Origin of the sequence: Rothia sp. HMSC072E10 (genome assembly GCF_001813965.1) — a bacterium.
In the GTDB taxonomy this organism is placed as follows: Bacteria; Actinomycetota; Actinomycetes; order Actinomycetales; family Micrococcaceae; genus Rothia; species Rothia mucilaginosa_A.
The window spans coordinates 505020-528662 of record NZ_KV814491.1; the positions used below are offsets into that span (position 1 = coordinate 505020).

Sequence of the window (23643 nt, forward strand, 5' to 3'; positions counted from 1 at the left end):
CGGTTTGTGGGTGGTTTAGTCGCGTTTGGGGTGGGTCTTAACCATCCCAAACGCGACTAGCCCATCCACCGGGTTACTAAACCACCCACCGAGTTACTAGACTCCCCCGCCACTAGACCATGCAAAACCCGCCCGGCAGGGAGGCTAACATCCTCCCCACCGGGCGGGTAAACGACAGACTTACAGCGGCCAGATAATACAGCAGCCAAATATTACCGCGGCCAAGCACCGCAGGTATTACAGCCCTAATGTTTACAGGCCCTCAGCACGCACAATCTGAACGTGCAGGTCCTCAGCCGGCGGCATCCACGAAGCCGGATCGGCGGGCACCTGCTCACCCGAACGGATATCCTTCACCTCGTGAACCGGGGCACCCGACTCATCCGAAGAGATGAACCACACGAACGGAATACCGCGCTTCTCGGCGTACTTAATCTGCTTGCCGAACTTCGCGGCGTTCGCCGAAACCTCGCACGCGATGCCGCGGGCGCGCAGTGCATCCGCAACATCATTCGCGGCGGACCAGCCCTCATCATTCGTCAGGGCCACGAACACGGCCGAAGGCACCTTACGGCTTGCCTGCGCAAAACCCTGCGAGAGGATGCGAGCCACCACTCGGGTCACGCCGATAGACAGGCCAACGCCAGGGTAGGTCTTCTTACCGTTCGAGGCCAGCGACTCGTAGCGACCACCCGAGCAAATCGAACCCAGCGACTCGTGGCCGACCAGCACGGTCTCGTACACGGTGCCGGTGTAGTAGTCCAGGCCGCGAGCAATCGACAGGTCAGCCAGCACCTTACCCGGCGCACGGCGGGACGCCTCCTCAATGACCTCGGCCAGCTCAGCCAGGCCCTGGTCCAGCAGCTCGTGCTCCACCGAATACTTAGCCGCAAGTGCACGCACCTGCTCCACGAAGGATGCATCCTCGGTACGGATCTGAGCCAGCTCCAGGGCGGCCGCGGCAGCCTCCGCGCTCGCACCGGCCTCGGACTGAAGCTCCTCGGCCACGCGCTCGGGACCAATCTTCTCCAGCTTGTCGATGGAGCGCAGCACGGCCGCGGTGTCGGTCAGGCCCAGGCCCAGGTAGAAGCCCTCGGCCAGCTTGCGGTTATTCACGCGCAGCTTGAAATCGGGAATCGGCAGCTTCGACAGCGCATCGACAACGACCAGCGCGAGGGTCACGTCGTAACGGAACGGCAGCTCGCCGTCGCCAACCACGTCAATATCTGCCTGGGTGAACTCGCGGGCGCGGCCCTCCTGCGGGCGCTCGCCACGCCAGACCTTCTGAATCTGGTAACGCGAGAACGGGAAGTTCAGGTAGCCGGCGTTCTCCACCACGTAGCGGGCAAACGGCACGGTCAGGTCAAAGTGCAGCGCCAGCTTCTCCTTGGCCTTCGCGGAGTCGTCCTCCTGCAGGCGCGAGATGGCGTACACTTCCTTGTCGATTTCGCCCTTGCGCAGCAGCTGCTCGATGGTCTCTACCGAACGAGTCTCAATCGGGGAAAAACCGTGCAGCTCAAAAGTCTCACGCAGGGTGTCGAGAACGTGGTTCTCAACCAGTCGTTCAGCCGGAAGATACTCGGGGAAACCAGACAGCGACGCCTTGCGAGCCATGCGCTCTACTCCTTGATAAAGAACTCGACAACAAAACCCCGGCGCTCTACGGTGCCGGGCATATCTATCATCATACCAACACCCGCACGCACGGCGGGGGTTCCCGCATTCGCCGGATGCGGGGCGCGGGTCGGCGGGAACGCCCAAACGCCCGGTGTGAGTGATGCCGGCGGCGGCCCTCCGCAGGGGCACGTTGGTCGATTCAAGCCGAAGCACCCGCGGGCACGCGTAGCGGCGGACGGTTCGCATGCGTGGCAACGGAGGCAACGCAGGTAGCGGCTCAACGGAATAGCCGGAGCCCACATGCGCGGCGGCGGGCGGTTCGCCACGAACACAACACGACCGGACACTACTCACGCGAGGCCCGTACCGGCTATGCTTAGGAGGTGCACACGCACAACCCAACGGGTGCCCCGCGGAATGTCGCGGCCCACGCCTCGGCGAGGCGGCGCGAAGGCGCTCCCCGCATCCGGCACCCCCGAGTGAAAGAGTTATAGCGGTGACTACCAAATCCGACGACACTGTAAACCTCGAGAAGGCCCGCCAGTTCGGTCGCGTCTCCGAGGACGGCCACGTCTTCGTCATTGTCGATGGCGAAGAGTACGCCGTAGGTCAGCTGCCCGGCGCATCCGAAGATGAAGCGCTCAGCTACTTCGCCCGTAAGTTTGAAAACGTTGAGGCGCAGGTCGCCCTGCTCGAGTCGCGCCTGGCCAATAACGCCCCCGCCGCGGATCTGCAGAAGGGCATCGCCTCCATCGGCTCGCAGATTGGCGTGCGCAACATGGTCGGTGACTACTCCGGTCTGCAGAAGCGCCTCGTCTCCCTCGCTGAGCAGATCGCCGAACTTGGCGAGAAGCAGCAGCAGGCCCGCACCGAGAACCGCGAACGTGCTCTGGCCGTGCGTGAAGAGATTGTGGCCGAGGCCGAGCAGATTGCCGGCCAGGACCCCGACCAGATTCACTGGAAGAACTCGCATACCCGCATGAACGAGCTGTTCGAGGCGTGGAAGAAGGCTCAGCGTGAGATTCACCTGGCCAAGAGCGTGGAGGACGAGCTGTGGAAGCGTTTCCGCGCCGCCCGCACCACCTTCGACCGCAACCGCCGCGCACACTTCTCCCAGCTGGACGACCGCAACGCACGCATCAAGCGCGCGAAGGAAGAGCTGATTGCTCGCGCCGAGGAGCTGTCCACCTCGACCGATTGGTCTGAGACCTCCCGCGCGTACGGTGAGCTGATGCGTGCCTGGAAGCAGGTTCCGCGCGGTCACCGCCGTGAGGACGACAAGCTGTGGGCTCGTTTCCGTGCCGCTCAGGACGTGTTCTTCAACGCCCGCCACGAGGCTGAGGCCGCGCAGGACGCGGTCTACGCCGAAAACCTGAAGGTCAAGGAGGCACTGCTGGAGGAGGCCCGCACGCTCCTGCCCGTTGAGGATATTGAGGCAGCAAAGGCCGCCTTCGAGAAGATTCTGGATCGCTGGGATGCGGCAGGCCGCGTGCCCCGCAACGACCTGCGCCGTGTGGACGGCGAACTGCGCCGTATTCAGGACGAAATCAACGGCGCCGAAGAGGCCAAGTGGAAGCGCAACGACCCCGCCAAGGCGGCACGCGCGAACTCCCTGCTCGCGCAGATCGAGGACTCCCTCGCCGAGCTGGAAGCAGAGCTCGCCGCAGCTGAGAAGGGCGGCGACTCCAAGAAGATCGCCAAGGCCAAGGAAGCTCTGGAGGCGCGCCGCGCCTGGGCCGCAACCCTGCAGGGCTTCGGCAACTAGGGTCTAGCCGACGAGTGCCCGGGGCGCTGGCTGTTGGATGCTAGTGCTCCGGGCTTCTTCGTGCCTGCGGGAGTGGTGGAGGATGGCTAGAAACCGGAAGACTTACCAGCCACAGGGAAGCCCCCCTAACAGCTGAGAAAGGGCTGGTGAATCGCTTAGTCAAGGCACGCGAAAATCGGTTCATGGGTAGGAAATTCAGCGATAGGTTAGTGACTCTAAACCAGGGTTTTATCCCTGCCTAAAGTCACTAACCCGTTACTGGAAACCAGTCTCCGCGGAATGACCCAGGCCAAGCGGGTCTCGCTGATGCTCTTGCGTTGCCATACGCGGTGGGAAAACCGCTTACATATCAGGCCAGGAACGATGCAACGAATACTCCGTATCCCCGTCACCGCTGTCGTTTAGATGCCAGCGCTGGCCGGTACGGATATCAGCCTTGCGCAGGCGCGGGTTCGGGTTATCCTTTTTACCCATCGTGGGGTCATTCTGGCAACCCCAACGAGTGTCGTCTTCATCGCAGGTGCCGGCCACGCGTCCCACATCAACCCACCACACACGAATCAGCAGTGGGTCGACAGTATCCTTCTTAACGACAGTACGCAGAGCCTGCCACGGGCCACCATTGACGCGGTACCGGCCAGCATAAGAAACCGTTGCGTACGCATGGAAGTTACCCGAACGTTTATACACATAACTGGTCGCAGTCGGTCGTGCTTTCGAGCCTGACTTCGGGTAAATAGGTTCGCCGATGGTGTAGAAGCTGCCCTCGTCACCGTTGCCGTACTGGACGGTCATTTGTACCGGGTAAGACTCGATTTCAACGTGACCTACCGAAAGCTCACCTTCCCAAGAAGCGGTCGGGGCTTCAGCGTAGAAGTTGATGTTGTCGCCCTTATAAACATTCGGGTCGCCCTTAGCCCTGCCGGTACCGTTACCGGAGTTATAGGACTGTTTGAGGATAGGGGGTCGGATGTCGGTGTGAGCGAATTTGTCTTCAATTTCTTGAAGCATCTCGGCAGGACTTGGCTTGCGGGGCTCTCCGGGGTTATTGGCGGTTAGGGTGCGGGATTCTGCTGGGATGCAGAAGGTACCGAGGCCCGAGGGGCTGTAGTATCCGGTGTAGTCGTTGCCGTCGTCGAGCATCATGCGGGTGCGAGAATACTGCCCTGGTCGGTTATCGGGAGTAGTACAGGAGTCTTTATTAGTGGTTGAAGCGTAGTATTCATCTCCCCTAGCGTCACGCATGAGACGATGAGTCGCTTTAAAGGCAGCTTCTTGCTCCTCTGCGGTCATTCTGATACTAGATACAGCAGTATTTTCCTGGGCAGGGGCAGGGGACAGACTCACTTCCTCATCGGTATCTGCTGTTGCATAGCCGTCTTCATTGGCTATATCTACGACGCTGTGACTATTGGAATCTGAAGTATCTTCCAGAGCGTACGTCGGAGGAAAAAGGTTGACTGCCAGAGCAAAAGTGATTGAAACGCAGAATACTCGAACTGTCTTATTTTCCATTATTTAATGAGCCCCTCTTTGCGGAGCTCCTCATTCGAGCGATACTCAGACAAATACCAGTAACCATCCTTATAACGGTATCGAAACATGAAAGTCTCATTTTCATTACCAGTATTAGTACGTTTACGCATTTTTCCATTAGGGTGAATATAGAGCCCGTAAGTCCACAAGCGCCGGGTGAGAACCCAATATTCTTTGGCTTCTTCGTCATACATGAGGTCGCTTTCGGCCTGGTATTCTGAGGTTCCTTCGATAACCCAGCCGCCTTCTTTGTAAAGCTTTTCGATGGAGTTGAGGAATTCAATATCGCTTTTGAAGGTATCCAGCATGTACGGCCTCACGTATTGCATATCGCCCGTCTGGATACCGTAGTTTCGGGCTTTGATCCAGTCACGCATCATCTCGCGGAGGCCAGCGAAGGTCTCAGGGTACTGTTGCGGCCTAGCTTTGGGGAGAGGAACGTTCTGTGCAGGACCATATTCATCTGCCTTGCGGTACTCGCCGTCGGGGGCCTTCGAGCCACCGGAGTAGCCGCGGGTAATGACCGGACTCGGGGTTGCCGAGCCCGAAGACGCCTCGGTAGCCGAAGCCGAGGCCGAAGCAGTCTCGCTCGGCGTGGCGGAAGAAGTTGAGCCGGCAGCCTCATTAGCGGCCTGCTGACCGCATGCCGCAAGCAGTCCGGTCAGGCCGAAGAATGTGCCGCCGCTCAGCAGTGCACGGCGGGTCAAAACGGATTCAGGTCCCATTAGGGGTGCTCCAATCGTCGGTGATGGTGTGTATGTGCTAGTCGAGAAGCTTTCTTTAGATACATCAACGTATCCAAAAGCACCCAGACTAGGTACCTCGCATTATCGATGCACCGGCGCATCACTATGAGTCCCAGAACCACCCTACAGGATGTTTGCCATCTTTTGCACTCTTTTGCGGTTTATGACAGTCAAAAACCGCAATACATTATTTTCGCTATCAAACAACATTTGCCTACCGCAACGATGCCTATACTCTTACGGTAACGCAAGCCACTTCTGTCAGACCATCGCACCGTCAAAATGCAGGGCCCTACTCCCCCGGCGGCTCCGCCGCATCCCGGCTCAGACGGCGAGCGCGTACATGTCGCGGAGAGCATCTTCCGCCTCGTCGAAGGCGTATCCGCTCTGGCAGAGAGCATCGCAGCAGTTACCGTAGCGGAGGCCGGCGAGGAACTCGCGGTCGGTGACTTCGGGCAGATTTTCCATAAGGTATTCGCCGTTGTCGGTAAAGAAGTCGTCAATACTGGCGGCGTCCTGACCGGAGCAGAAGGTGCGGAAGTCTTCATCGCTGTAGTAGCCATCCGTGTACATGGGTTTCTCCTTAGGTTGCTCGATGGAGGAATGAGAACGCGTCGTTGTTCTCTACCACCAAGGTACGGGGCGCCCCTGACAAGATAAGGGGCTGCACCGCCCACGCCGGAGAAAAACCAGAAAATATTGTGCGACGAGGGATGTTCTGGAGGCGCACTCCCACTAAACTCCCCCGCCGCCCGGAAGATTAGGTGCGGACGGGCTTGCCTCCTGAGTGCTGCTGCCCCGCCTCCCACACACCGTGCGGAAATTCAGTCATGAGTTACGGACTTCGATCATGGGTTAGTGACTCTGAGCTGGGGTTTTACCCCCCTGCCAAAGTCACTAACCCATGACCGAAAATCGGCGCTGTGCAGAAGGGCTAACCAGCAGCGTAGAGCCGGGTCGATGCCGCGCCATCCCTTCCCCCGCTTAACGGCGAGAAGCCACATGTGTTCGAAACACATGTGGCTTCTCAGCGTAAAGAAGAGCCTACGCCTCCGAGGGTTTCGCGCCGGTCAGGCGGTACGCCTTGTACACGCCCGTCACGTTACGGACCACGTTCAGCACGTGCTCCAGCATGAAGCGGTCCCCCAGCTCCAGGGCGAAGCGGTCCACCACGGTACGATCCTCCGACGTGTGCACGCGCGCATCCAGAATGTTCACGCCCGACTCAGAAATCGCACGAATCAGGTCGCTCAGCAGGCCCTTACGGTCCAGCGCCTCCACCTGAATCTGCACACGGTACGTAGCGGACGGCGAAGACGCCCACTCGACCGTGGTCACGCGCGGCTCCTCGTCAGCGTTACGCATGTTCGGGCAGTCGCGGCGATGCACCGAAATACCGTTGTAGCGGGTCACAATGCCGATAATGTCATCCGGCGGGACCGGGGTGCAGCAACGCGCAATCTTCGTCAGCACACCCTCAGCACCCGGCACAATCACGCCGTTATCGCCAATCGCCTTGCGGGTCGACTTCAGCAGCGTCTCGTCAAAGTCGCTGACCTCAACCTCGGGTGCCGGCTCGTCGCCGCGGTGCACCTCAACGAGGGTGTCAATGACCTGCTTCGGCGCAATCTCGTGCTCACCAATCGCACGGTACAGCGACGCCACATCGTTCTTGTGCAGCAGCTGAGCCACCTGAGTCATAATCTCCGGGCTCATCATCTTCTGCAGCGGCAGCTCACTATTACGCATGCTCTTAGTGAGCATTTCGCGGCCTGCGAGTAGCGCCTCCAGGCGGCGTTCCTTCGCGAAGTACTGGCGGATCTTCGTGCGAGCGCGCGAGGAACGAACGAACTTCAGCCAGTCCTCGCTGGGTCCGGCGTCCTCGTTCTTCGTGGTCATAATCTCCACGGTGGCGCCGGTGGGCAGGACCGTGTGCAGCGGCACCAGGCGGCCGTTGACCTTCGCGCCGACCGTGCGGTCGCCGACCTCACTGTGGATGGCGTAGGCGAAGTCCACGGGGGTGGAGCCGTTGGGCAGGGCGATTGCCTCGCCGTTGGGGGTGAGAACCACGATTTCGTCGGTGTCGAGGGTGTCAGCGAGCGACTCGTAGAACTTCTCCGACTCCGGGTTGGAGTTCGAAATCTCGGCAATAGACTGCAGGATGCCGACGTTCATCATCGCCGAGGTCTGGGTGCCCGGCTCCTTCGGGTCCTTCGCGGGTGCACCTGCGCGAGGCGCAACCTTCTCACCGCGCGATGCCGCCTTGTAGCGCCAGTGCGCAGCCACACCGTACTCAGCCTCTTCGTGCATCTTGTACGTGCGGATCTGAATCTCAAGCGGCAGGTTACCCGGGCCGTACACGGTCAGGTGCAGCGACTGGTAGTTGTTGTTCTTCGGGTTCTTAATGTAGTCCTTGAAGCGGCCGGTCATCGACGGCCACAGGGACAGCACGTGGCCGAGCACGGTGTAGCACTCCGCCTCTTCCTCAACCATGATGCGCACCGCGAGAATGTCGTTAATCTCGTCGAAGCTGCGGCCCTTCGTCTTCATCTTCTGATGAATCGAGTAGTAGTGCTTCGGGCGGCCCGTCACGGTCGCGTCGATGCCCACCTCTTTCAGGCGGTCCGTAATCTTGGTGCGCGCCTCGTTCAGGAACTTTTCGAGCGCGGGGGTGCGTTCGCCGACCATGCGCACCATCTCGGCGTAAATCTCCGGGCTCATGGCGGCGAAGGAGAGGTCCTCCAGCTCCCACTTGATCGTGTTCAGGCCCAGGCGGTGCGCGAGCGGCGCGTAAATTTTCAGGGTCTCTTCTGCCTTCTTCGCGGCGGAAGCCTGCGGCACGAAACGCCAGGTGCGGGCGTTGTGCAGGCGGTCGGCAAGCTTGATGAGCAGCACACGAATGTCCTTGCTCATGGACAGCACGAGCTTACGAATCGTCTCGATGGAGGCGTTCTCACCGTACGTCATCTTATCCAGCTTGGTCACGCCATCGACCAGGTATGCGACTTCCTCGCCGAAATCCTCGGTGAGCTGCTCCATCGTGTAGTCGGTGTCTTCCACCGTGTCGTGCAGCAGGCCGGCGGCGAGCACGGGGCCGGTCGCGCCCATCTCCGCAAGAATCGCGGTCACAGCCACCGGGTGGGTGATGTACGGGTCGCCGCTCTTACGCTTCTGGCCCTCGTGGTAGTGGTTCGCCACCTCGTAGGCGCGCTGCAGCACGCGGATATCCTCGTCGGGATGGTAGCGGCGCACCGCGCGCACGACCGGCGCGATCATGGGCGAGAAGTGAATCGTTTCGCCGTTCGCGTCGGAGGTTTGCATGGTGGTGCGGCCACCAAAGACCAGGCGGTTCGGCCTGCGTCCACCGGCGGCCATGACGCGGTGCGAGCCGCGGTGCTTCTTCGCGACGGATGCATCCGGCTCGGGCAGGGGAATCGGGCCGGCGGGGCGAACCGCAGGCTTGTCCTCGGCTTCCGCAACAGGATGCGCGGCGGTGTTCTGGCGAGCCTCTGCCCGGCTGGCTTCGGCCTGCTTCGGCGCGGGCTGGGAGGGCTTCACCTGGGCAGCCTCGTTCGGCGCGGGGGTCTCAGCGTTGGCGTTCACGGCAGGTTCTGCACTCATTCCAGGCTCCTTCGGGCTCACGATAATCAGCCGCGCGCTCGGGTTCCTCATCGTTGAAAGCTACCACCGGGCCGGTTGGCTGGCTCACACGCGGGCGCACAGCTTCTTCTATTCTTATCGTACCCAGCGGCCCGGAAGGCACCAAACTATGCGGCGTTTTGACACGCCCCAACCGCACACGCCCGGGCAGGCTAAACCGGGCACGCTAAAGGGGAGCCGACACCTTTCGGTATCGACTCCCCCAGCATCGGCGAGAACGCGGGCTACTCGCTTACGTTCACGCGATGAATCTCAATCGTCGCGCGGGCCGGCTTCTTGACCGACTTCTTGGCGGGTGCCTCCGCGGAATCCTCGGAGCCCTCATTGCCAGAGTCTTCGGAGCCCTCAGAGTCAGACTCCTCAGCCTCTTCGTCGTCCTTGAAGTCGCCGTTCTCAACCTTCGCGGTGTGCTCACGAATCTTAGCCTCACCCAGGCGGAGCGTCGCGTACAGCGGGGCAGACACGAACAGCGTACCGAACATGCCCACCAGAATACCCACGAACAGCGACAGCGACAGGTCCTGCAGCGTACCCGCACCCAGCATGAACGCACCAATGAACAGGATCGCGCCCACCGGCAGAACACCCACGATTGCGGTGTTAATCGAGCGGACCAGCGTCTGGTTCACGGCCAGGTTAATCTGCTCGGCAAAGGTCGTGTCGCGGCGTTCCAGCACGCCGTCCGTGTTCTCACGGATCTTGTCGAACACCACCACCGAGTCGTACAGCGAGTAGCTCAGAATCGTCAGGAAGCCGATAATTGCACTCGGAGTAATCTCAAAGCCGAACGCGGCGTACAGGCCGACCGTCACCACCACGGTGAAGAACAGACCCGCAATCGAGGCCAGCGACATCTTCCAGGTGCGGAAGTAGAAGGCCATGCCCACCAGGGCCAGAATCACGAACACCACGAGGCCCCAGAAGGCCTGTCGAGTCACATCCGCACCCCAGGTCGGGCCCACGAACGAGGAGGTCACGTCATTCTCAGAGACACCGTACGCCTCCTGCAGGGCCTTCTTCACCTGCAGGGTCTCGTCGTCGCTGAGCTTGCTCATCTGCGCGCGAATCGTGCCCGGCGCAATGTTAGTCACGTGAACCTCGGAGGCATCCTTCGCCTTCTCGTGAATGACGCGCTCGCCGGTTGCGACATCGACGTGCGCGGTCTTCGAGACCACGAACTCCGAACCGCCGCGGAAATCAATACCCAGGTTGAAGCCTCCGCCAACCGCCGGAATCAGAACTGAGACGGCCATCAGCAGCGCGGCCAAGGCCAGCCACAGGCGGCGCTTACCCACGAAGGGGTACGAGCGGGCACCCGAGTGCAGGTCGTTACCGAAGCGGGCAAAAGCATTAGGTTTCACATCGGTAGCCATGCCTAGCTCTCCTTCTTCTCGTCCGAAGCGGAAGCGGCGTCGTCGGAGGCCGAATCCTCAGCCGCACGTTCCGCACGGCGACGCTCGGCGATGCTCAGCTGCTTCTCCTCCGGGGTGCGGATGCGACCGGCACCGCGGTACAGCGGCGTGGAACCCAGCGACTCAGGCGACAGGCCCGAGTGGCGGTGGCCCTCACCGAAGTAGCGGGTGTTCGCCAGCAGGGTCAGCGCCGGGTGGGTGAACAGGTAAACCACCAGAAGGTCGGCGATTGCGGTCAGGCCCAGCGTGAACGCGAAGCCCTTCACCGAACCCACAGACACCACGTACAGCACCACGGCGGCCAGCAGGTTCACGGCCTTCGACGCCAGAATCGTGCGGGATGCGCGCTTCCAACCGTGGTTCACGGCCGAGGGAATCGTGCGGCCCGCACGAATCTCGTCACGGATACGCTCAAAGTACACGATGAACGAGTCGGCCGTCGCACCAATCGCCACAATCAGACCGGCCACGCCCGCCAGGGACAGGCGGTAGTTCAGGGCCCAACCCAGCAGGGCAATCGCCTCGTACGAAATGATGCCGGCAACCACCAGCGACGCAATCGTCACGAAGCCCAGCAGGCGGTACTGGAACAGCGAGTAGATGAACACCAGCAGCAGACCGATCAGGCCGGTCAGCAGACCCACGCGCAGCTGCTCCGAACCCAGGGTTGCAGAAATCTGCTGCTCCGACTGAATCGTGAAGCTAATCGGCAGGGCGCCGTACTTGAGCTGATCGGCGAGAGCCTTAGCCTCCTGCTCGGTGAATTTACCGGTAATCTGCGGCTTACCGTCAGAAATCACGGCCTGCGAAATCGGGGCGGACAGCACCTTGCCGTCCAGCATAATCGCGAAGCGAGCACGCGCATCAGAAGAGTTCTGGACACGAATCGCGTTCAGGCGGGAGGTGATGTTCTGGAACTTCTCGCGGGCGGCATCGTTGAACTGAATGGTCACAGCCCAACGACCGGTGGTCACACCCTGGCCGCTGGTCTCCTGGGTATGGCTCGCGGTAGAAATATCGCTACCATTCAGCTCCACGGGACCCAGAATGTACTTCTCCTTGCCGTCGGCGGAGCAGGCCACCATCGGCTTGGTCGGGTCGGCGCTATCCGCGTCCTCGCTGCGGGCCGCGGTGCAGTCCTTCGCCTCGTACTGCTTGTACAGGTCGGCGGTAATCCAGTTGCGGTCCGAACCGTCGGTCGGCTCGGCGGTCGGCTTGGGCAGCTTGTCGTCCGCGGTGCGGGATCCCTCGGCGACCGCGGCACCGTCCCCGGCCACCAGGACCGGGCGGAACGTCATATTTGCGGATGCCTGAATCAGCTGGCGGGTCTCGGAGCTAATCGTGCCGGGAACCGAGACGACCACGTTGTTACCCGAGCCGAAGGAGGTGGTGACCTCCGCCTCAGACACGCCGGCGCCGTCAACGCGCTGACGAATAATCTCAACCGCCTGGTTCAGCTGCTCCTGGGTAACGTTCCCGTCCGATGATCCGTTGACCTTCGGGGAGAGAATCATCTGCGTACCACCCGAGAGGTCCAGGGCCAGTTTCGGTGCCCAGGAGCCTCCCGAGTAGGTGCTGCCGAAGATGCCGGCAGCCATCACAACCATGAGCAGGACCATCGAGAGGAGCGCCCCTCGCGCGGCTGCAAGCGGTGAACGCTTAGCCATAATGTTCCTTCTATGAGTATTTTCGTGTGTAGATTTGGTGTTCTACAGATTCCTTAGCGGACGCGAAAACCCGACGCCGAGTGCGCGGCGCCGGGTCGTTCGGTCTTAAGTTACTGGGCGGTCTTCGAGGAGTCCTCGGAGACGCCGCCTTCCGCGGGAGCCTGAGATTCCGCGGATGCCGGCTCGACGTCCTCGGTCAGGGGTGCGGCGGGAGCCTCGTCCTCAACGATGCTCATAATGGCGTTCAGCGCCACGGTGATAACAACGCCCTTGGCCAGCTCCAGCTGAATCTTATTGTCATCGAAATCGGTGCTGACGACGGTGCCGTAGAAGCCGGAACCGGTCATGACCTGAGTGCCGGGGACGAGAGACTGCTGCATTGCACGCAGTTCCTCCATCTGCTTACGCTGACGCTTCTGGGCGGAGAACATCATCCATGCCAGCAGCGCCATCATGGCAATCATAATCAGGAGGTTAAAATCCATGGTCTCACTTTCACATCCGCACCTGCGCCGCTCACCGTGCGGGTTGAGCGTGCTAAAAGGCGTGGAATCGTAGATACAGTACGTATCCATCCTACGCGAGAGCAGGAGCTTTAGCGCACCGAACCAGCGTTTTTGTGAGGTTTACCTGAGTTTTGTCCAGCCCGTGGCGTAATTTTATGTCGCCGGCAGGGCTCGGCGGCGCCGACAGAGCCTGCAGAAGAGCCCGCGGGAGGGGCGATACCTCCCACGGGCTACTTGCTCTGTATGTCTTGGCCGGTGCGGCTCTAGAGCTGAATCTCGGGGGCCTCCAGACCCAGGTGTTCCCAGGCCGCGGGCAGGGCCACGCGACCGCGCGGGGTGCGACCAATCAGGCCCTCGCGCACCAGGTAGGGCTCCGCCACGGTCTCCACGGTCTCGGTCTCCTCCCCCACCGCAATGGCGAGGGTGGACAGGCCAACCGGCCCGCCGCCGAACTTGTGGATGAGCGATTCCAGCACGGCGCGGTCCAGGCGATCCAGGCCGCGCGAATCTACCTCGTACATGTCCAGGGCGGTCGCGGCATCACGCGCGTTGATGCGGTCCACGCCGTTCACCAGGGCCCAGTCGCGCACGCGGCGCAGCAGGCGGTTCGCGATACGGGGTGTGCCGCGGGAGCGACCCGCAATCTCGGTGAAGCCCTCGGAGGTAATCTGCATGTCCATCAGGCCGGCGCTACGGCGCAGCACCAGCTCCAGCTCCTCAACCGAGTAGAACTCCAGGTGACCGGTAAAGCCAAAGCGGTCGCGCAGAGGCCCGGGCAGCAGACCCGCGCGGGTTGTTGCACCCACCAGGGTAAACTGCGGAAGCTCCAGCGGAATGGAGGTCGCGCCGGCACCCTTACCCACCACGATGTCCACGCGGAAGTCTTCCATCGCCATGTAGAGCATTTCCTCGGCCGGGCGGCTCATGCGGTGAATCTCGTCGAGGAACAGCACCTCACCGGGGGTCAGCGAAGACAGAATCGCCGCCAAATCCCCGGAATGTTGAATCGCGGGGCCGGAGGTGATGCGCAGGGGCGCGTCCATCTCGGCGGCGATAATCATGGCCAGGGTGGTCTTACCCAGGCCGGGAGGGCCCGAAAGCAGCACGTGATCGGCGCTGCGGCCGCGCATCTTCGAGGCCTCCAGCACGAGGGAAAGCTGCTGGCGCACGCGGCGCTGACCCACGAAGTCGTCCAGGGACTTGGGGCGCAGGGCCGCCTCAATCATCTTCTCTTCGGGCTCTTCTTCCATCGCGACCAGGCGCTGCGCGGGCGCACCCGGGACGCCGGGCACCTGACCGGGGAAATACCCGCCGGAAACCGGGGATGCCGCGGCCTGCGAATCGTAGGGGTTCTGGGTCATAAAATTCTTCTTTCGTGGAGTGAGTGAGGCGCGAGGTAACGGGCGCGCCAAAATCGGCCGGGGTCAGCCAAGGGCTCGGCGAGCGGCCCTAGTGGCGACCCACCGTGTTCTGCGTACCCAGGGATGCGAGCACACCGCGCAGAGCCACGCCCACCGGCTCGCTCTCGGCGGAGGGATTGTGCTTCACGTACGCGTCGATGGCGGCGGAGGCGTCCTTCTCGCTCCAGCCCAGGGAGGTCAACGCATCCAGCACCTGCGGCTTCCACACGATGCCCTGGCTCAGCGGCAGCTCGTCGGTCTGACCGTCGCTCAGAATCAGCTTGCCGGCAAGCTCCAGCACGATGCGGCGGGCACCCTTCGGGCCGATGCCCGGAACCTTCGTGAAGGCCTTGTCGTCACCGGTGGCCACGGCTCGCTCCACCTCCGCGGCGGTGTGCACGCTCAGCACCGCCAGGGCGATGCGAGGGCCGATGCCCGAGACCGAGAGCATCATGTCAAAGACCTCGCGTTCAGCCGGTTCCGAAAAACCGTAGAGGGTCATGGATTCCTCGCGCACGATCATGGTGGTCAGCACGGTGGCCTCCTCCCCCGTGCGCAGCTTAGAGAGAGTGCGTGCGGTGGCGTGCACCAGCATGCCGAAACCATTAACGTCAATCACCGCGTGGTCAAGCCCCACCTGGGCCACGCGGCCGGTCAGCGATGCAATCATTCTCTCCACCTTTCAACGCCCCGCGCCGGGGCGAACGATACTGCACTCCCCTCGCGGCCTGCTGTGCCGCCGGCGCGCATCGGGGCCGGCGGGTATGCCACGGGAAGATACTATCAGTATATTAGAATATTTCTTCTGAAATCAAGGGATATTCGAATTCTTTAGCGAATACGGCTCCCGGTACGTTCGAAGGGGTTTGCTCGAAGGGTAACGAGTCGGCACCCCTAGCGGCGGGCCTTAGCCTCCGCCTCCATCCAGGCGCGCTGTGCGGGGGTCAGCGAACCTGCACGGCGAGCCTTCGCGGGCCGCGATCCCTGGTGCGTCTGCGTCTGCGCCGACATGTTAATACCCGAGCCGATGCCGCCGCCGCGCCAGCCGTGGCAGATGGCGATGGCCAGCGCATCGGCCGCGTCCGCGGGCTTCGGCATGGCGTTCAAGCCCAGAATGCGGGTCACCATGCGGCCCACCGAGGCCTTATCCGCGCGACCGCTGCCGGTCACCGCCGCCTTCACCTCGGAGGGCGTATGGAAGAACACCGGCACGCCGCGCATCGCCGCGGCAGAAATCACCGCGCCCGAGGCGTGCGCCGTACCAATCACCGTGTTCACCTGCTCCTGCGCAAAGACGCGCTCAATCGCTAGGGCGTCGGGCCGGTAGGTGTCCAGCCAGTGCGAGGCCGCGTTGAAAATCCAGAGGATGCGCTGGTCCAGCGTGCGGGCCGGGTCGGTGCCCGCCACGCCCACGTTCACGAAGTGCGCCTTACGGTCGGCGGTCATGTCGAGCATTGAGAAGCCGCAGCGCGTGAGGCCGGGGTCCACGCCCATGATGCGGGTCGCCCCCGGCACGCGGTCCACGGCGGCGACCGTATGGTTTTCGCGCATGCTATCGCGCGCGGCGGATGCAGCGTTCACGTGTGCTTTCCTTCCAAAGTTCGCGGGGTCTTCACATGGTCTTCACTGGGTCTTCGCGGGGTAAGGTTGCGATACCGCAGTTCGCGGGGCCGCCAGCCGGAGCACGGCCGGGTGTTTAGGCCAAGTGTTTAGGCCGGGCGTTTAGATCGGGCGCTGACCGGCATAACGTTCAAAAGCCACCTCCCGCCGGGTCCACGCGCGGTGGGCCGGCCGGGAAGTGGCTTCAGTGCACGCTCAGAAGTGGCGCGCTCGGGCGGTGACTACTCGGCTTCCAGCTGAGCAGCAACCTCGTCAGAGACGTTAGCGTTCGAGTAGACGTTCTGCACGTCGTCCAGTTCCTCGATGGCGTCTGCCAGCTTCAGGAACTTCTTGGCGCCCTCGGCGTCCAGGTCGACCTGCATGGTCGGGCGGAAGACCGGGTCGTCGTTGTTGTACTCCAGGCCGGCCTCGTCCAGAGCCTTACGAATCTCGGGCAGGTCGGTAGGTGCGGAGATGACGGTGAAGATATCGCCCTCGTCCAGGACCTCTTCGGCGCCGGCATCCAGAACAGCCATCAGAACGTCGTCCTCGGTCAGGCCATCAGTCTTGGTGACCTCAGCAACGCCCTTACGCTCGAACAGGAACGCAACCGAACCCTGGTCTGCCATGGTGCCGCCGTTACGGGTCACAGCCAGGCGAACCTCAGACGCTGCACGGTTACGGTTATCGGTCAGACACTCGATGTACAGGGCGGTACCCTGCGGGCCGCGTGCCTCGTACATAATCTCGGTGTAGTCGATGGTCTCACCGGTCAGGCCGGCGCCACGCTTGATAGCGCGGTCGATGTTGTCGTTGGGGACGGAGTTCTTCTTCGCCTTCGACACAGCAAGGTCAAGAGCGGGGTTACCGGCAATATCAGCGCCGCCCATACGTGCTGCAACCTCAATTGCCTTAATGAACTTCGCGAAAGCCTTCGCGCGCTTAGCGTCGATAGCAGCCTTCTTGTGCTTAGTAGTCGCCCATTTAGAGTGACCCGACATTCGTATCTCCCTTAGTCAAAACCTCTGCACGGACACGGCGAAACGCCCCGCGCACTGTACTATAACTCAATCAACTATACCGTAGCGGAGGCGCACACCACCTCTTAGAGTGCACGCCACCGCCCGGAATAGCACGTCAATGAACCGCTAGCGGGGGCGAGACGCGGCCGAGGCGCGCGCCTTCTCCACCAGCGAGTCGTCAATCGCGTTCGGAGTGAACTCGCCGAAGCGACGAATTGCGGCCTGCTCAATCAGGTAGTCCGCAATCTTCGGGTTCTTCGGCAGCAGCGAGCCGTGCAGGTAGGTGCCGATGACGTTGTGCACGCGTGCACCCTCGTAAGAGTCCGTCACGTTGTTGCCCTCACCCTTGGTCACGGTGGCCAGCGGGGTGCATCCGGAACCCAGGTAGGTCAGGCCCGAGTGGTTCTCAAAACCGATGACGGTGCCGAACTCCTCGGACTCCTCCACGATGTTGCCAATCAGGCGTTCGTCGCCGCCGACCGTGTGCGCATCGAAGATGTTGATGCCCTTGAGCACCTCGCCCTCACGGGTGCGGAACTCCTTGCCGAACAGCTGGTACAGGCCGCAGATGACGAGCATGGGCACGCCGTCCTCGGCCAGCGAGCGCAGGGTGCCGCCGATGGCGTGCAGGTCGTCCTGAATCACGGACTGGCCGGAGTCCTGGCCGCCGCCGCCGAGGATGATGTCAACATCCTCGGGGAAGGGCTGGCCGGGGTTGTGGTCCAGAATCTGCACGTCGAAGCCGTGTGCCTGCGCGCGGCGGGCCAGCGCCAGGGTGTTGCCCCAGTCGCCGTAGATGTTCATGTCCAGCGGGTAGAGCTGCACGATGCGCAGCGTCTTGCCGTTGTTCGGGCCGGGCGCCGGGGTGCCCTCAAAAGTGTGGGTTGCCGTCATTATGAGACCTTCTCAACGTCGGTAATCTTTGCCAGCTCCTCGCGCAGGGCCAGCATGGCGGTGTAGGTGCAGAAGATACGCATGGGCGCATCCCCGCTGGAGGCGATGAACTGCTTGAGCGCATCGGCCAGGTTCTCGTCGACCTCGCCGACCTTCACGCCGTCGTGCTCCAGGCGTAGCGCCATATCCCAGGCGCGCACGCCCGAGACCATCTGCACGCCGGTGCCGCGCAGGCTGTCGAAGTCGACGTCCCACAGCCAAGACACGTCACGACCGTCAGCGTACTGGTCATTAATCGTAATCATGGTGGCGTAGTCGTCAGCGTTCGCGCTGGCCAGGGACAGGCGGAAGCCGCTGGGGTTCTTCACGAGCAGCAGCTGCAGCGGGCGGCCGTTCACGTTCAGGGTCTCACCGCGACCGAAGGCGGGAGTAATCTTCGCCAACTCTGCGATGAGCTTATCTTCATCGAGCTTCTCGCCCATGACGGCGCGGGTCAGGGCCATAGCGCCAGCCGCGTTGAAGATGTTGTAAATGCCGTACAGGTTAATCTCACCGACTCGCTCCACACCCGCCACATCGAAGGTTGCGGAGGTGCCGGAGAAGGCGGTGAGGGTGACGTCTGCCTCGGGCAGAGTTGCCTTCGCGACGGTGCCGCCGCGCATCTCATCATCCGAGGGGAAGTACGAGCGAAGGGACTCGGCCAGGCCGTAGTAGTTGACCTTCACGCCCGGCTGCACGTTCTCGGCGAGGGAGCGGATGCGCGGGTCCTCGCGGTTGAGCACCACGGTGTTGGTGGTTGCGGCGGCCACGGTCGCGAGCATGCGGCGGGTCGTGTCAATCTCGCCGAAGCGGTCCAGCTGGTCGCGCAGAACGTTCAGCAGCAGCGCGTAGTCGGGCTTGACGGCCTTGACGAAGTGCACGGCGTGCGCCTCATCGAGTTCCAGCACGGCGATGTCGGCCTCAAGCTTGCCGGTGAGGGTCATCTCACCCAGCAGGGCGGCGGCCACACCGCGCACAAAGTTGGAGCCGGTGCGGTTGGTGAAGACCTTCAGGCCTTGCGCTTCGAGTAGCTGAACGGCCATCTTCGTGGTGGTGGTCTTACCGTTCGTGCCGGAGACGACGACCACGCCGTAGGGCAGCTTCGCAAGCTCTTCGGCTACGAACTGCGGGTGCAATTTTTCCATGACGAGGCCGGGGAACGCGGAGCCGCCACCGCGAAGCTTAGTCGCGTAGCGCACGCCCTGACCCAGAAGGCGAATGAGGGGTTTGGACATGCTTACCATTTTAGTACACACGCACGGTGCCGCTGAAGGGTGCGGCGGGGGCGTTCGCTCAAGCCAAAACGGGCCGCGGCGGGCTTGAACCCTGCCGGGCGGGCGACTTTAGAAGAGAGAGCCCTGCACCCTCACCCGCGTGAATCCCCGGTCAGGAACCACCAGCAGGTTGCGCCACTCGGCGGTGTTGACGAGGAACGCGGCGTCGGGATCGCCCACGTGGGCGCTCACAAACTGGCCCGCCGCACCCGTGCAGAAGAACCCGGCTGTGCTACCGTCCAACGTCGAGTCGCACGGTGCGAGCGGTTCCGGGTTACGCGCGCGCAGGGCCGCGTACGGGCGGTTCATCGCCAGGGAGGGAACCCACGGCTCATCCAGGGCGGATAGCTGCAGGTCGGGCTCCCCCACCAGGAACTCGGTGAGGGCGGCGCGGGCGCGGGCCACCGCATCCTCGTGGGCGGCGCGCAGCTGAGCACCCGGGAGCGGATGCGTCCAGGCGCGGTACTTGCTCGCCACCTGTTTGACCTGGCCGATTCCGGCGAGGGCGGTCACGGCATCCTCGGCGCGGCGTATGGTCAGCCCGTCCGGGGCAAGCGCAATGTAGGTGGCCGTGGCGACGGCCTGCTCGTCGAGGCGACGCGGGGTCGAGGTCAGAGAGCTCGTGCCGACCTTGTGGGTACCGTCTGGGAACGTGGCGATGTAGAGGCGGTGCTCCAGCATGGCGTAGGCGCGCATGGATTCGGTGAGCGTTCCGGGGTAAAGGTGCGCGCTGTGCAGGGCGGTGAATTCGTCGCGGGCGGCGCATCGGGGGCACTGTTGGCCCCGGTCGATGCGGGCGGCCTCGGGGCACGGGTGACGGCGGGTTCCGGGGGTGCCGGGGTCGGTCGAGCCGGTCGTGTAGCCGGAGCAGAAGCGGTACGGCGCGCCGGATGCGTCGAGGGCCACGCGCAGACCCAGGTAGGCCCCGGGGGTTAGCGTCACCCGGAGGCGTCGGCCCGCGGGGCGCGCTGGCAGTTCGGCTTCCGCGGGGCCAGCCTCGTTAGGCCCGGGTTGGCCCGGTTCGGCCTCGACGGCCTCTAGCTCGAGAACGGGGCGGCGATCCACCCAGCGCAGCTGCCGCCACACGAGGGCGCGCGGAGCGGTTTCGCCGCCAACACCGGCGGCAGGTTCGGTGGAGCAGGCCTCGGCACCGTCAAGGGTGTTCTCGAGGAAGGCGTTCTCAAGCAGATTGGGGTAATCCATGACTATCAACTCTAGCGGTTTGAACGGCCCGAGGAGTGCCGCAGAGCAGCAAAGAGCCGGCCCCGGCGGGGCGCCGCGAAAGAACACTCTCAAAGCGCCGCGAGCCCGAGAGATAAGAAGTACGGGCCGGCCTAGCTCAGGCGGGCGAGCCCCTCCGCGAGCGCCGAACGCATGTCGTCCAGGGTGCGCGACATGGTTTTGGTCTGGGCGATAATCGGCAGGAAATTGGTATCGCCGCTCCACCGCGGCAGAATGTGCTGGTGCAGGTGGTCGGCAATTCCCGCGCCGCCCACCTTGCCCTGGTTAATACCAATGTTGAAGCCGTCGTTGTGCGACACCTCGCGCAGAACCTTCATGGCGAGCTGGGTCAGCTGCGCAATCTCAAGGGTTTCCGCCTCGGTCGCATCGTCGTAGAAGGGAATGTGACGGTACGGGCACACGAGCAGGTGCCCGGGGTTGTACGGGTAGAGGTTGAGAATCACGAAGGCGTGCTCGCCGCGGTGCACGATTAGAGACTCCTCGTCGCTGCGGCCGGGGGCGGTGCAGAACGGGCAGGTCTTTTCGGTGTAGTCCTTCTGCCCGCCGCTCACGTAGGCGGTGCGGTGCGGGGTCCACAGGCGCTGGAACTGGTCGGGTGCGCCGGGTAGCTCGAAGGAATCCTGCACCGAGGGTGCGGCGGTCTCGGGGGTCGTGTTCTCGCTCATAGTCCCATTCTATAGCGTTTTCACATTCCTACCAGGGGTGTCCACGGGTCGGCAGTGCGGACCGGCTGAGAGCCCCGCGATAGGAATAGAAAGGGGCGCCGGTCCCGTCCACAAGAACGAAACCGGCGCCCCTCAACGCTACGGGCCCTAGCCCTCGAACTTCGTCAGCTGCACCGTGCGAGTCTCACCGCGGAAGGTGAGGGAGAAGGTCAGCATGCCGTCGCGCACGGCAAATTCCTTTTCGGATTCCGAAGATGCCAGCGGGTTGCTGTCCATCGTTCGGCGGTCGCCGACCGAGGTCCAGCTGTAATCCCCCTGACCGGCCTCGAAGGTTCCGACCCAGACGACCGTGGCCATCTCTTCATAGTTGAGGTGGTAGGTCACGGTAATCTTATTGCCGCGCACCACGGCAGCCACGTAGTTCTCGGTATCACCGAGCTGTAGCCACGTGCTCTCCGTCTGCGATGCGTCATCGCGCGGAACGTAGGTCTCGGAACTGGAGGAGGGAACCTCGGAGATAATCTGAATTTCCGAGGTTGCCGCGCCGGCCGGGGTGGCACGAGCGGAGGCGAACGAGGCGTCATCGACGGTGACCGTTCGGGCGGCCAGGGATGCACCGTTCGATGAGCTAGAAGCGCCGGCCGTTGCGGAGGCGCACATGCCCAGGGTGAGCGCACCGGTCAGAGCCAGCACGCCCAGAGTGGTTTTAGAAGCCACGGATTGCTCCTATTGATATGAGTGTTTGAGTGAGAGTTGTGAGTGCATGCCGGAACGAAACGAACATAAAACAACACCCCGTAGCACGCGGGCTACAGGGTGTCTTCGTACGCCAGCACGTAGATAGTGTATCCACAGTGACGACCTATTGTGTAGACCTACTAGGCATCTTGAGTGATATTTTCCTCACATTCTGACTTTTTGGGGAATAGTTTCGAGCCGGCCACCCGGGGTGTCTCGCGGCCACAATGAGGGTTTGATGCGCTGTAAATTAAATGTTGCTTACCGTTGGATTAAGTGCGTTCAAGGTGCTTCGATACGTTTTGAGGGGAGCACCTGCTCGTACCCTCCCAAACCCCTCGAAACAGGGCCCCCGAAACAGGGTCTCCCGAAGCTACTTGCGGGAACGGAATGAGAACTTCTCACGAATAATCGTGAAGGTCTGGCGGGTTTCCTCCAGCAGGGCCACGGGCTCCTGCTCGGATGCATCCTCGCGCACCGCAACCTCGCTGCCGGTGGCACGACCAGCCTCGGCGCCAGAGTCAGCGCGGCCGGCGGCAGCCCGGCGACTGAATCCAGCCCACTCTTCACTCGGGCCTTCAGCACCCGAACCGCCACCCCAACCAGCGGCAGGCGCATCCGTCGCCGCGGGTACCGGGCGAACACCGTCCTCGTCCACCACTTCCCGAAGCGTGTAGGCCGGGTTATCGCGACGGGCGTACTCGCGGGCCAGCAGTGCCCGAAGCTCCGCAATCTCCAGGCGAAGGTCGTCCACGTCAGCCTTGGTGGCGGGATGCTCCTGCTCCTCCACTCCCCCGATTTTCTCGATAATCCAGCTCGCGAGCGCACCGGTAGCGACCGCGACCAAACCCACACCGTACAGCATGACGATCACGGCGATGACCCTGCCGATGCCGGTGACCGGGTAGACGTCGCCGTAACCGACCGTGGCAAGGGTCGTGAACGTCCACCAGTAGGCGGTGGGCAGGTCGCGAATCATCGCGCCCGGTTCGGAGGACTCCACCGAATAGATTGACAGGGCAAACATGATGATAAAGATCGCGGTGTAGCCGAAGAGCTTCATCCCCAGTTCGGAGAGCCTCTTGTATTGGCGGTTGGCGGTCAGGTGAATCATGGCGAGGAAGCTGACGATACGCCACGCCGGCAGCAGCACGATGGCCAGGTTCATCAGGTTGTGCGTGATGAAGTAGAGTCGCCGCGGCGCCAGGTACAGGCGCACGCAGTAGTCGGCGGCGAAGAGGCCCCACAGAATCATCTGAATGATGTTGAGGTACCCGTCGTACGGCTCCTGAATACGCGTGCTCATGATGGGCGCGGCGAACGCGAGCAGGTATAGCACGGACGCCACGAACATGGGCGTGGAGGTGCGGTCTTCCCAGGCGGCCAGGTTCTTCTCGCCGCGGTACTTGCTGAGCGTGCGGAAGAGGCGGGTTCGCGGAGTGTGTGCCGGGGCCTCGGGGTGCGTCTCGGTGCGGGTGACCGTGCGAATGGTGGTCGTCTGCGTTCCGGGTTCGCGTACCTCACGGGCGGTTTCGGTACGGGTGTCGGTATAGGTTTCGGCGGAGGACTCGGCGGAGCCGATGCCGAGCGCGGACCGGGGCATGACGGGAATACCCTGCGTGTGCGGGTGGTGGCTCGTGCGGGTGATGCGGTGGCTCTCGCGGTGCGTGCCGTCGGGTTCGTCGCTGGTGGCGTACTCTTCGACTACCTCTTCATAGTCTTCGTCCCGCGCGGGATCGTACGCGTCGTTGTCCGCGGGGTCCTGTGCCTGATTCTGTGCCGTCCTATCCATAGGAGACATGATACTCTGCGCCCTTTGGGCCCCGGAGCGCCTCCGAGTGTCCCGAAGCGTTCCCAAGCG

At 62.7% G+C, this 23643-nt stretch carries 19 protein-coding genes; 1 reads left to right on the forward strand and 18 read right to left on the reverse strand.

The window, feature by feature from the left end; all coding sequences use genetic code 11:
* Positions 1 to 252: 252 nt before the first annotated feature.
* Positions 253 to 1614, reverse strand: a complete 1362-nt coding sequence (hisS, locus tag HMPREF2944_RS07385) for a histidine--tRNA ligase (RefSeq protein WP_070682034.1) — start codon at positions 1612 to 1614, stop codon at positions 253 to 255.
* Positions 1615 to 2113: 499 nt separating this feature from the next.
* Here hisS and HMPREF2944_RS07390 point away from each other — a divergent pair, with 499 nt between their 5' ends.
* Positions 2114 to 3382, forward strand: a complete 1269-nt coding sequence (locus tag HMPREF2944_RS07390; RefSeq protein ID WP_070682037.1) for a DUF349 domain-containing protein — start codon at positions 2114 to 2116, stop codon at positions 3380 to 3382.
* Between the two features lie 342 nt (positions 3383 to 3724).
* Here HMPREF2944_RS07390 and HMPREF2944_RS07395 read toward each other — a convergent pair whose 3' ends face one another.
* The 17 genes from HMPREF2944_RS07395 to HMPREF2944_RS07475 all read right to left on the reverse strand — a co-directional run bounded on the left by HMPREF2944_RS07395 (position 3725) and on the right by HMPREF2944_RS07475 (position 23583).
* Positions 3725 to 4528: a hypothetical protein gene (locus tag HMPREF2944_RS07395; protein WP_070682040.1), complete on the reverse strand. Its 804-nt coding sequence runs from the start codon at positions 4526 to 4528 to the stop codon at positions 3725 to 3727.
* 368 nt (positions 4529 to 4896) lie between these two features.
* Entirely contained in the window at positions 4897 to 5643 is a 747-nt protein-coding gene (locus HMPREF2944_RS07400) for a DUF6318 family protein (RefSeq protein ID WP_070682043.1), read from the reverse strand.
* Positions 5644 to 5988: 345 nt separating this feature from the next.
* Entirely contained in the window at positions 5989 to 6237 is a 249-nt protein-coding gene (locus HMPREF2944_RS07405) for a hypothetical protein (RefSeq protein ID WP_070682046.1), read from the reverse strand.
* Between the two features lie 471 nt (positions 6238 to 6708).
* Complete coding sequence (locus tag HMPREF2944_RS07410; protein WP_246826287.1) at positions 6709 to 9285, reverse strand: RelA/SpoT family protein; 2577 nt, start codon at positions 9283 to 9285, stop codon at positions 6709 to 6711.
* A 263-nt stretch (positions 9286 to 9548) separates the two neighbouring features.
* Entirely contained in the window at positions 9549 to 10697 is a 1149-nt protein-coding gene (gene secF, locus HMPREF2944_RS07415) for a protein translocase subunit SecF (protein WP_049332443.1), read from the reverse strand.
* 2 nt (positions 10698 to 10699) lie between these two features.
* Entirely contained in the window at positions 10700 to 12403 is a 1704-nt protein-coding gene (gene secD / locus HMPREF2944_RS07420) for a protein translocase subunit SecD (protein ID WP_070682049.1), read from the reverse strand.
* A 110-nt stretch (positions 12404 to 12513) separates the two neighbouring features.
* Positions 12514 to 12888, reverse strand: a complete 375-nt coding sequence (yajC, locus tag HMPREF2944_RS07425) for a preprotein translocase subunit YajC (protein ID WP_070682052.1) — start codon at positions 12886 to 12888, stop codon at positions 12514 to 12516.
* A gap of 284 nt (positions 12889 to 13172) precedes the next feature.
* Positions 13173 to 14159 carry a Holliday junction branch migration DNA helicase RuvB gene (ruvB, locus tag HMPREF2944_RS07430; RefSeq protein ID WP_192830500.1) on the reverse strand — a complete coding sequence of 329 codons (987 nt, stop codon included), beginning with the start codon at positions 14157 to 14159 and terminating at the stop codon, positions 13173 to 13175.
* A gap of 199 nt (positions 14160 to 14358) precedes the next feature.
* On the reverse strand, positions 14359 to 14979 hold the full coding sequence (ruvA, locus tag HMPREF2944_RS07435) for a Holliday junction branch migration protein RuvA (RefSeq protein ID WP_044150401.1): 621 nt from the start codon (positions 14977 to 14979) through the stop codon (positions 14359 to 14361).
* 224 nt (positions 14980 to 15203) lie between these two features.
* The gene (gene ruvC / locus HMPREF2944_RS07440) at positions 15204 to 15860 is read right to left on the reverse strand and encodes a crossover junction endodeoxyribonuclease RuvC (protein WP_049343020.1); all 657 of its coding nucleotides are present in this window, start codon (positions 15858 to 15860) and stop codon (positions 15204 to 15206) included.
* A 290-nt stretch (positions 15861 to 16150) separates the two neighbouring features.
* Positions 16151 to 16909, reverse strand: a complete 759-nt coding sequence (locus tag HMPREF2944_RS07445; protein ID WP_012903452.1) for a YebC/PmpR family DNA-binding transcriptional regulator — start codon at positions 16907 to 16909, stop codon at positions 16151 to 16153.
* A gap of 147 nt (positions 16910 to 17056) precedes the next feature.
* Positions 17057 to 17824 (reverse strand): type 1 glutamine amidotransferase, encoded by a 768-nt coding sequence (locus HMPREF2944_RS07450; protein WP_049332453.1) that lies wholly within the window; start codon positions 17822 to 17824, stop codon positions 17057 to 17059.
* Positions 17824 to 19107 carry a Mur ligase family protein gene (locus HMPREF2944_RS07455; RefSeq protein WP_070682057.1) on the reverse strand — a complete coding sequence of 428 codons (1284 nt, stop codon included), beginning with the start codon at positions 19105 to 19107 and terminating at the stop codon, positions 17824 to 17826. Before HMPREF2944_RS07455 ends, HMPREF2944_RS07450 begins: the two co-directional genes overlap by 1 nt.
* Before the next feature lie 99 nt (positions 19108 to 19206).
* Positions 19207 to 20340, reverse strand: a complete 1134-nt coding sequence (locus HMPREF2944_RS07460) for a hypothetical protein (RefSeq protein ID WP_070682061.1) — start codon at positions 20338 to 20340, stop codon at positions 19207 to 19209.
* A gap of 131 nt (positions 20341 to 20471) precedes the next feature.
* A complete protein-coding gene (locus HMPREF2944_RS07465) occupies positions 20472 to 21044 on the reverse strand; it encodes an HIT family protein (protein ID WP_070682064.1) in 573 nt (190 codons plus the stop codon).
* Positions 21045 to 21191: 147 nt separating this feature from the next.
* The gene (locus tag HMPREF2944_RS07470; protein WP_070682066.1) at positions 21192 to 21761 is read right to left on the reverse strand and encodes a hypothetical protein; all 570 of its coding nucleotides are present in this window, start codon (positions 21759 to 21761) and stop codon (positions 21192 to 21194) included.
* Positions 21762 to 22155: 394 nt separating this feature from the next.
* Positions 22156 to 23583 (reverse strand): potassium channel family protein, encoded by a 1428-nt coding sequence (locus HMPREF2944_RS07475; protein ID WP_246826288.1) that lies wholly within the window; start codon positions 23581 to 23583, stop codon positions 22156 to 22158.
* Positions 23584 to 23643 lie beyond the last annotated feature (60 nt).

Coding starts and splice junctions, on each gene's coding strand:
- yajC (WP_070682052.1), bottom strand. CDS start 12,888: ATGGATTTTAACCTCCTGATTATGATTGCCATGATGGCGCTGCTGGCA.
- HMPREF2944_RS07405 (WP_070682046.1), bottom strand. CDS start 6,237: ATGTACACGGATGGCTACTACAGCGATGAAGACTTCCGCACCTTCTGC.
- ruvB (WP_192830500.1), bottom strand. CDS start 14,159: ATGGAAGAAGAGCCCGAAGAGAAGATGATTGAGGCGGCCCTGCGCCCC.
- HMPREF2944_RS07455 (WP_070682057.1), bottom strand. CDS start 19,107: ATGGTAAGCATGTCCAAACCCCTCATTCGCCTTCTGGGTCAGGGCGTG.
- HMPREF2944_RS07450 (WP_049332453.1), bottom strand. CDS start 17,824: ATGACGGCAACCCACACTTTTGAGGGCACCCCGGCGCCCGGCCCGAAC.
- HMPREF2944_RS07400 (WP_070682043.1), bottom strand. CDS start 5,643: ATGGGACCTGAATCCGTTTTGACCCGCCGTGCACTGCTGAGCGGCGGC.
- HMPREF2944_RS07445 (WP_012903452.1), bottom strand. CDS start 16,909: ATGTCGGGTCACTCTAAATGGGCGACTACTAAGCACAAGAAGGCTGCT.
- HMPREF2944_RS07395 (WP_070682040.1), bottom strand. CDS start 4,528: ATGATGCTCGACGACGGCAACGACTACACCGGATACTACAGCCCCTCG.
- secD (WP_070682049.1), bottom strand. CDS start 12,403: ATGGCTAAGCGTTCACCGCTTGCAGCCGCGCGAGGGGCGCTCCTCTCG.
- ruvC (WP_049343020.1), bottom strand. CDS start 15,860: ATGCGCGAAAACCATACGGTCGCCGCCGTGGACCGCGTGCCGGGGGCG.
- HMPREF2944_RS07465 (WP_070682064.1), bottom strand. CDS start 21,044: ATGAGCGAGAACACGACCCCCGAGACCGCCGCACCCTCGGTGCAGGAT.
- HMPREF2944_RS07410 (WP_246826287.1), bottom strand. CDS start 9,285: ATGAGTGCAGAACCTGCCGTGAACGCCAACGCTGAGACCCCCGCGCCG.
- hisS (WP_070682034.1), bottom strand. CDS start 1,614: ATGGCTCGCAAGGCGTCGCTGTCTGGTTTCCCCGAGTATCTTCCGGCT.
- HMPREF2944_RS07475 (WP_246826288.1), bottom strand. CDS start 23,583: ATGTCTCCTATGGATAGGACGGCACAGAATCAGGCACAGGACCCCGCG.
- HMPREF2944_RS07460 (WP_070682061.1), bottom strand. CDS start 20,340: ATGGATTACCCCAATCTGCTTGAGAACGCCTTCCTCGAGAACACCCTT.
- secF (WP_049332443.1), bottom strand. CDS start 10,697: ATGGCTACCGATGTGAAACCTAATGCTTTTGCCCGCTTCGGTAACGAC.
- ruvA (WP_044150401.1), bottom strand. CDS start 14,979: ATGATTGCATCGCTGACCGGCCGCGTGGCCCAGGTGGGGCTTGACCAC.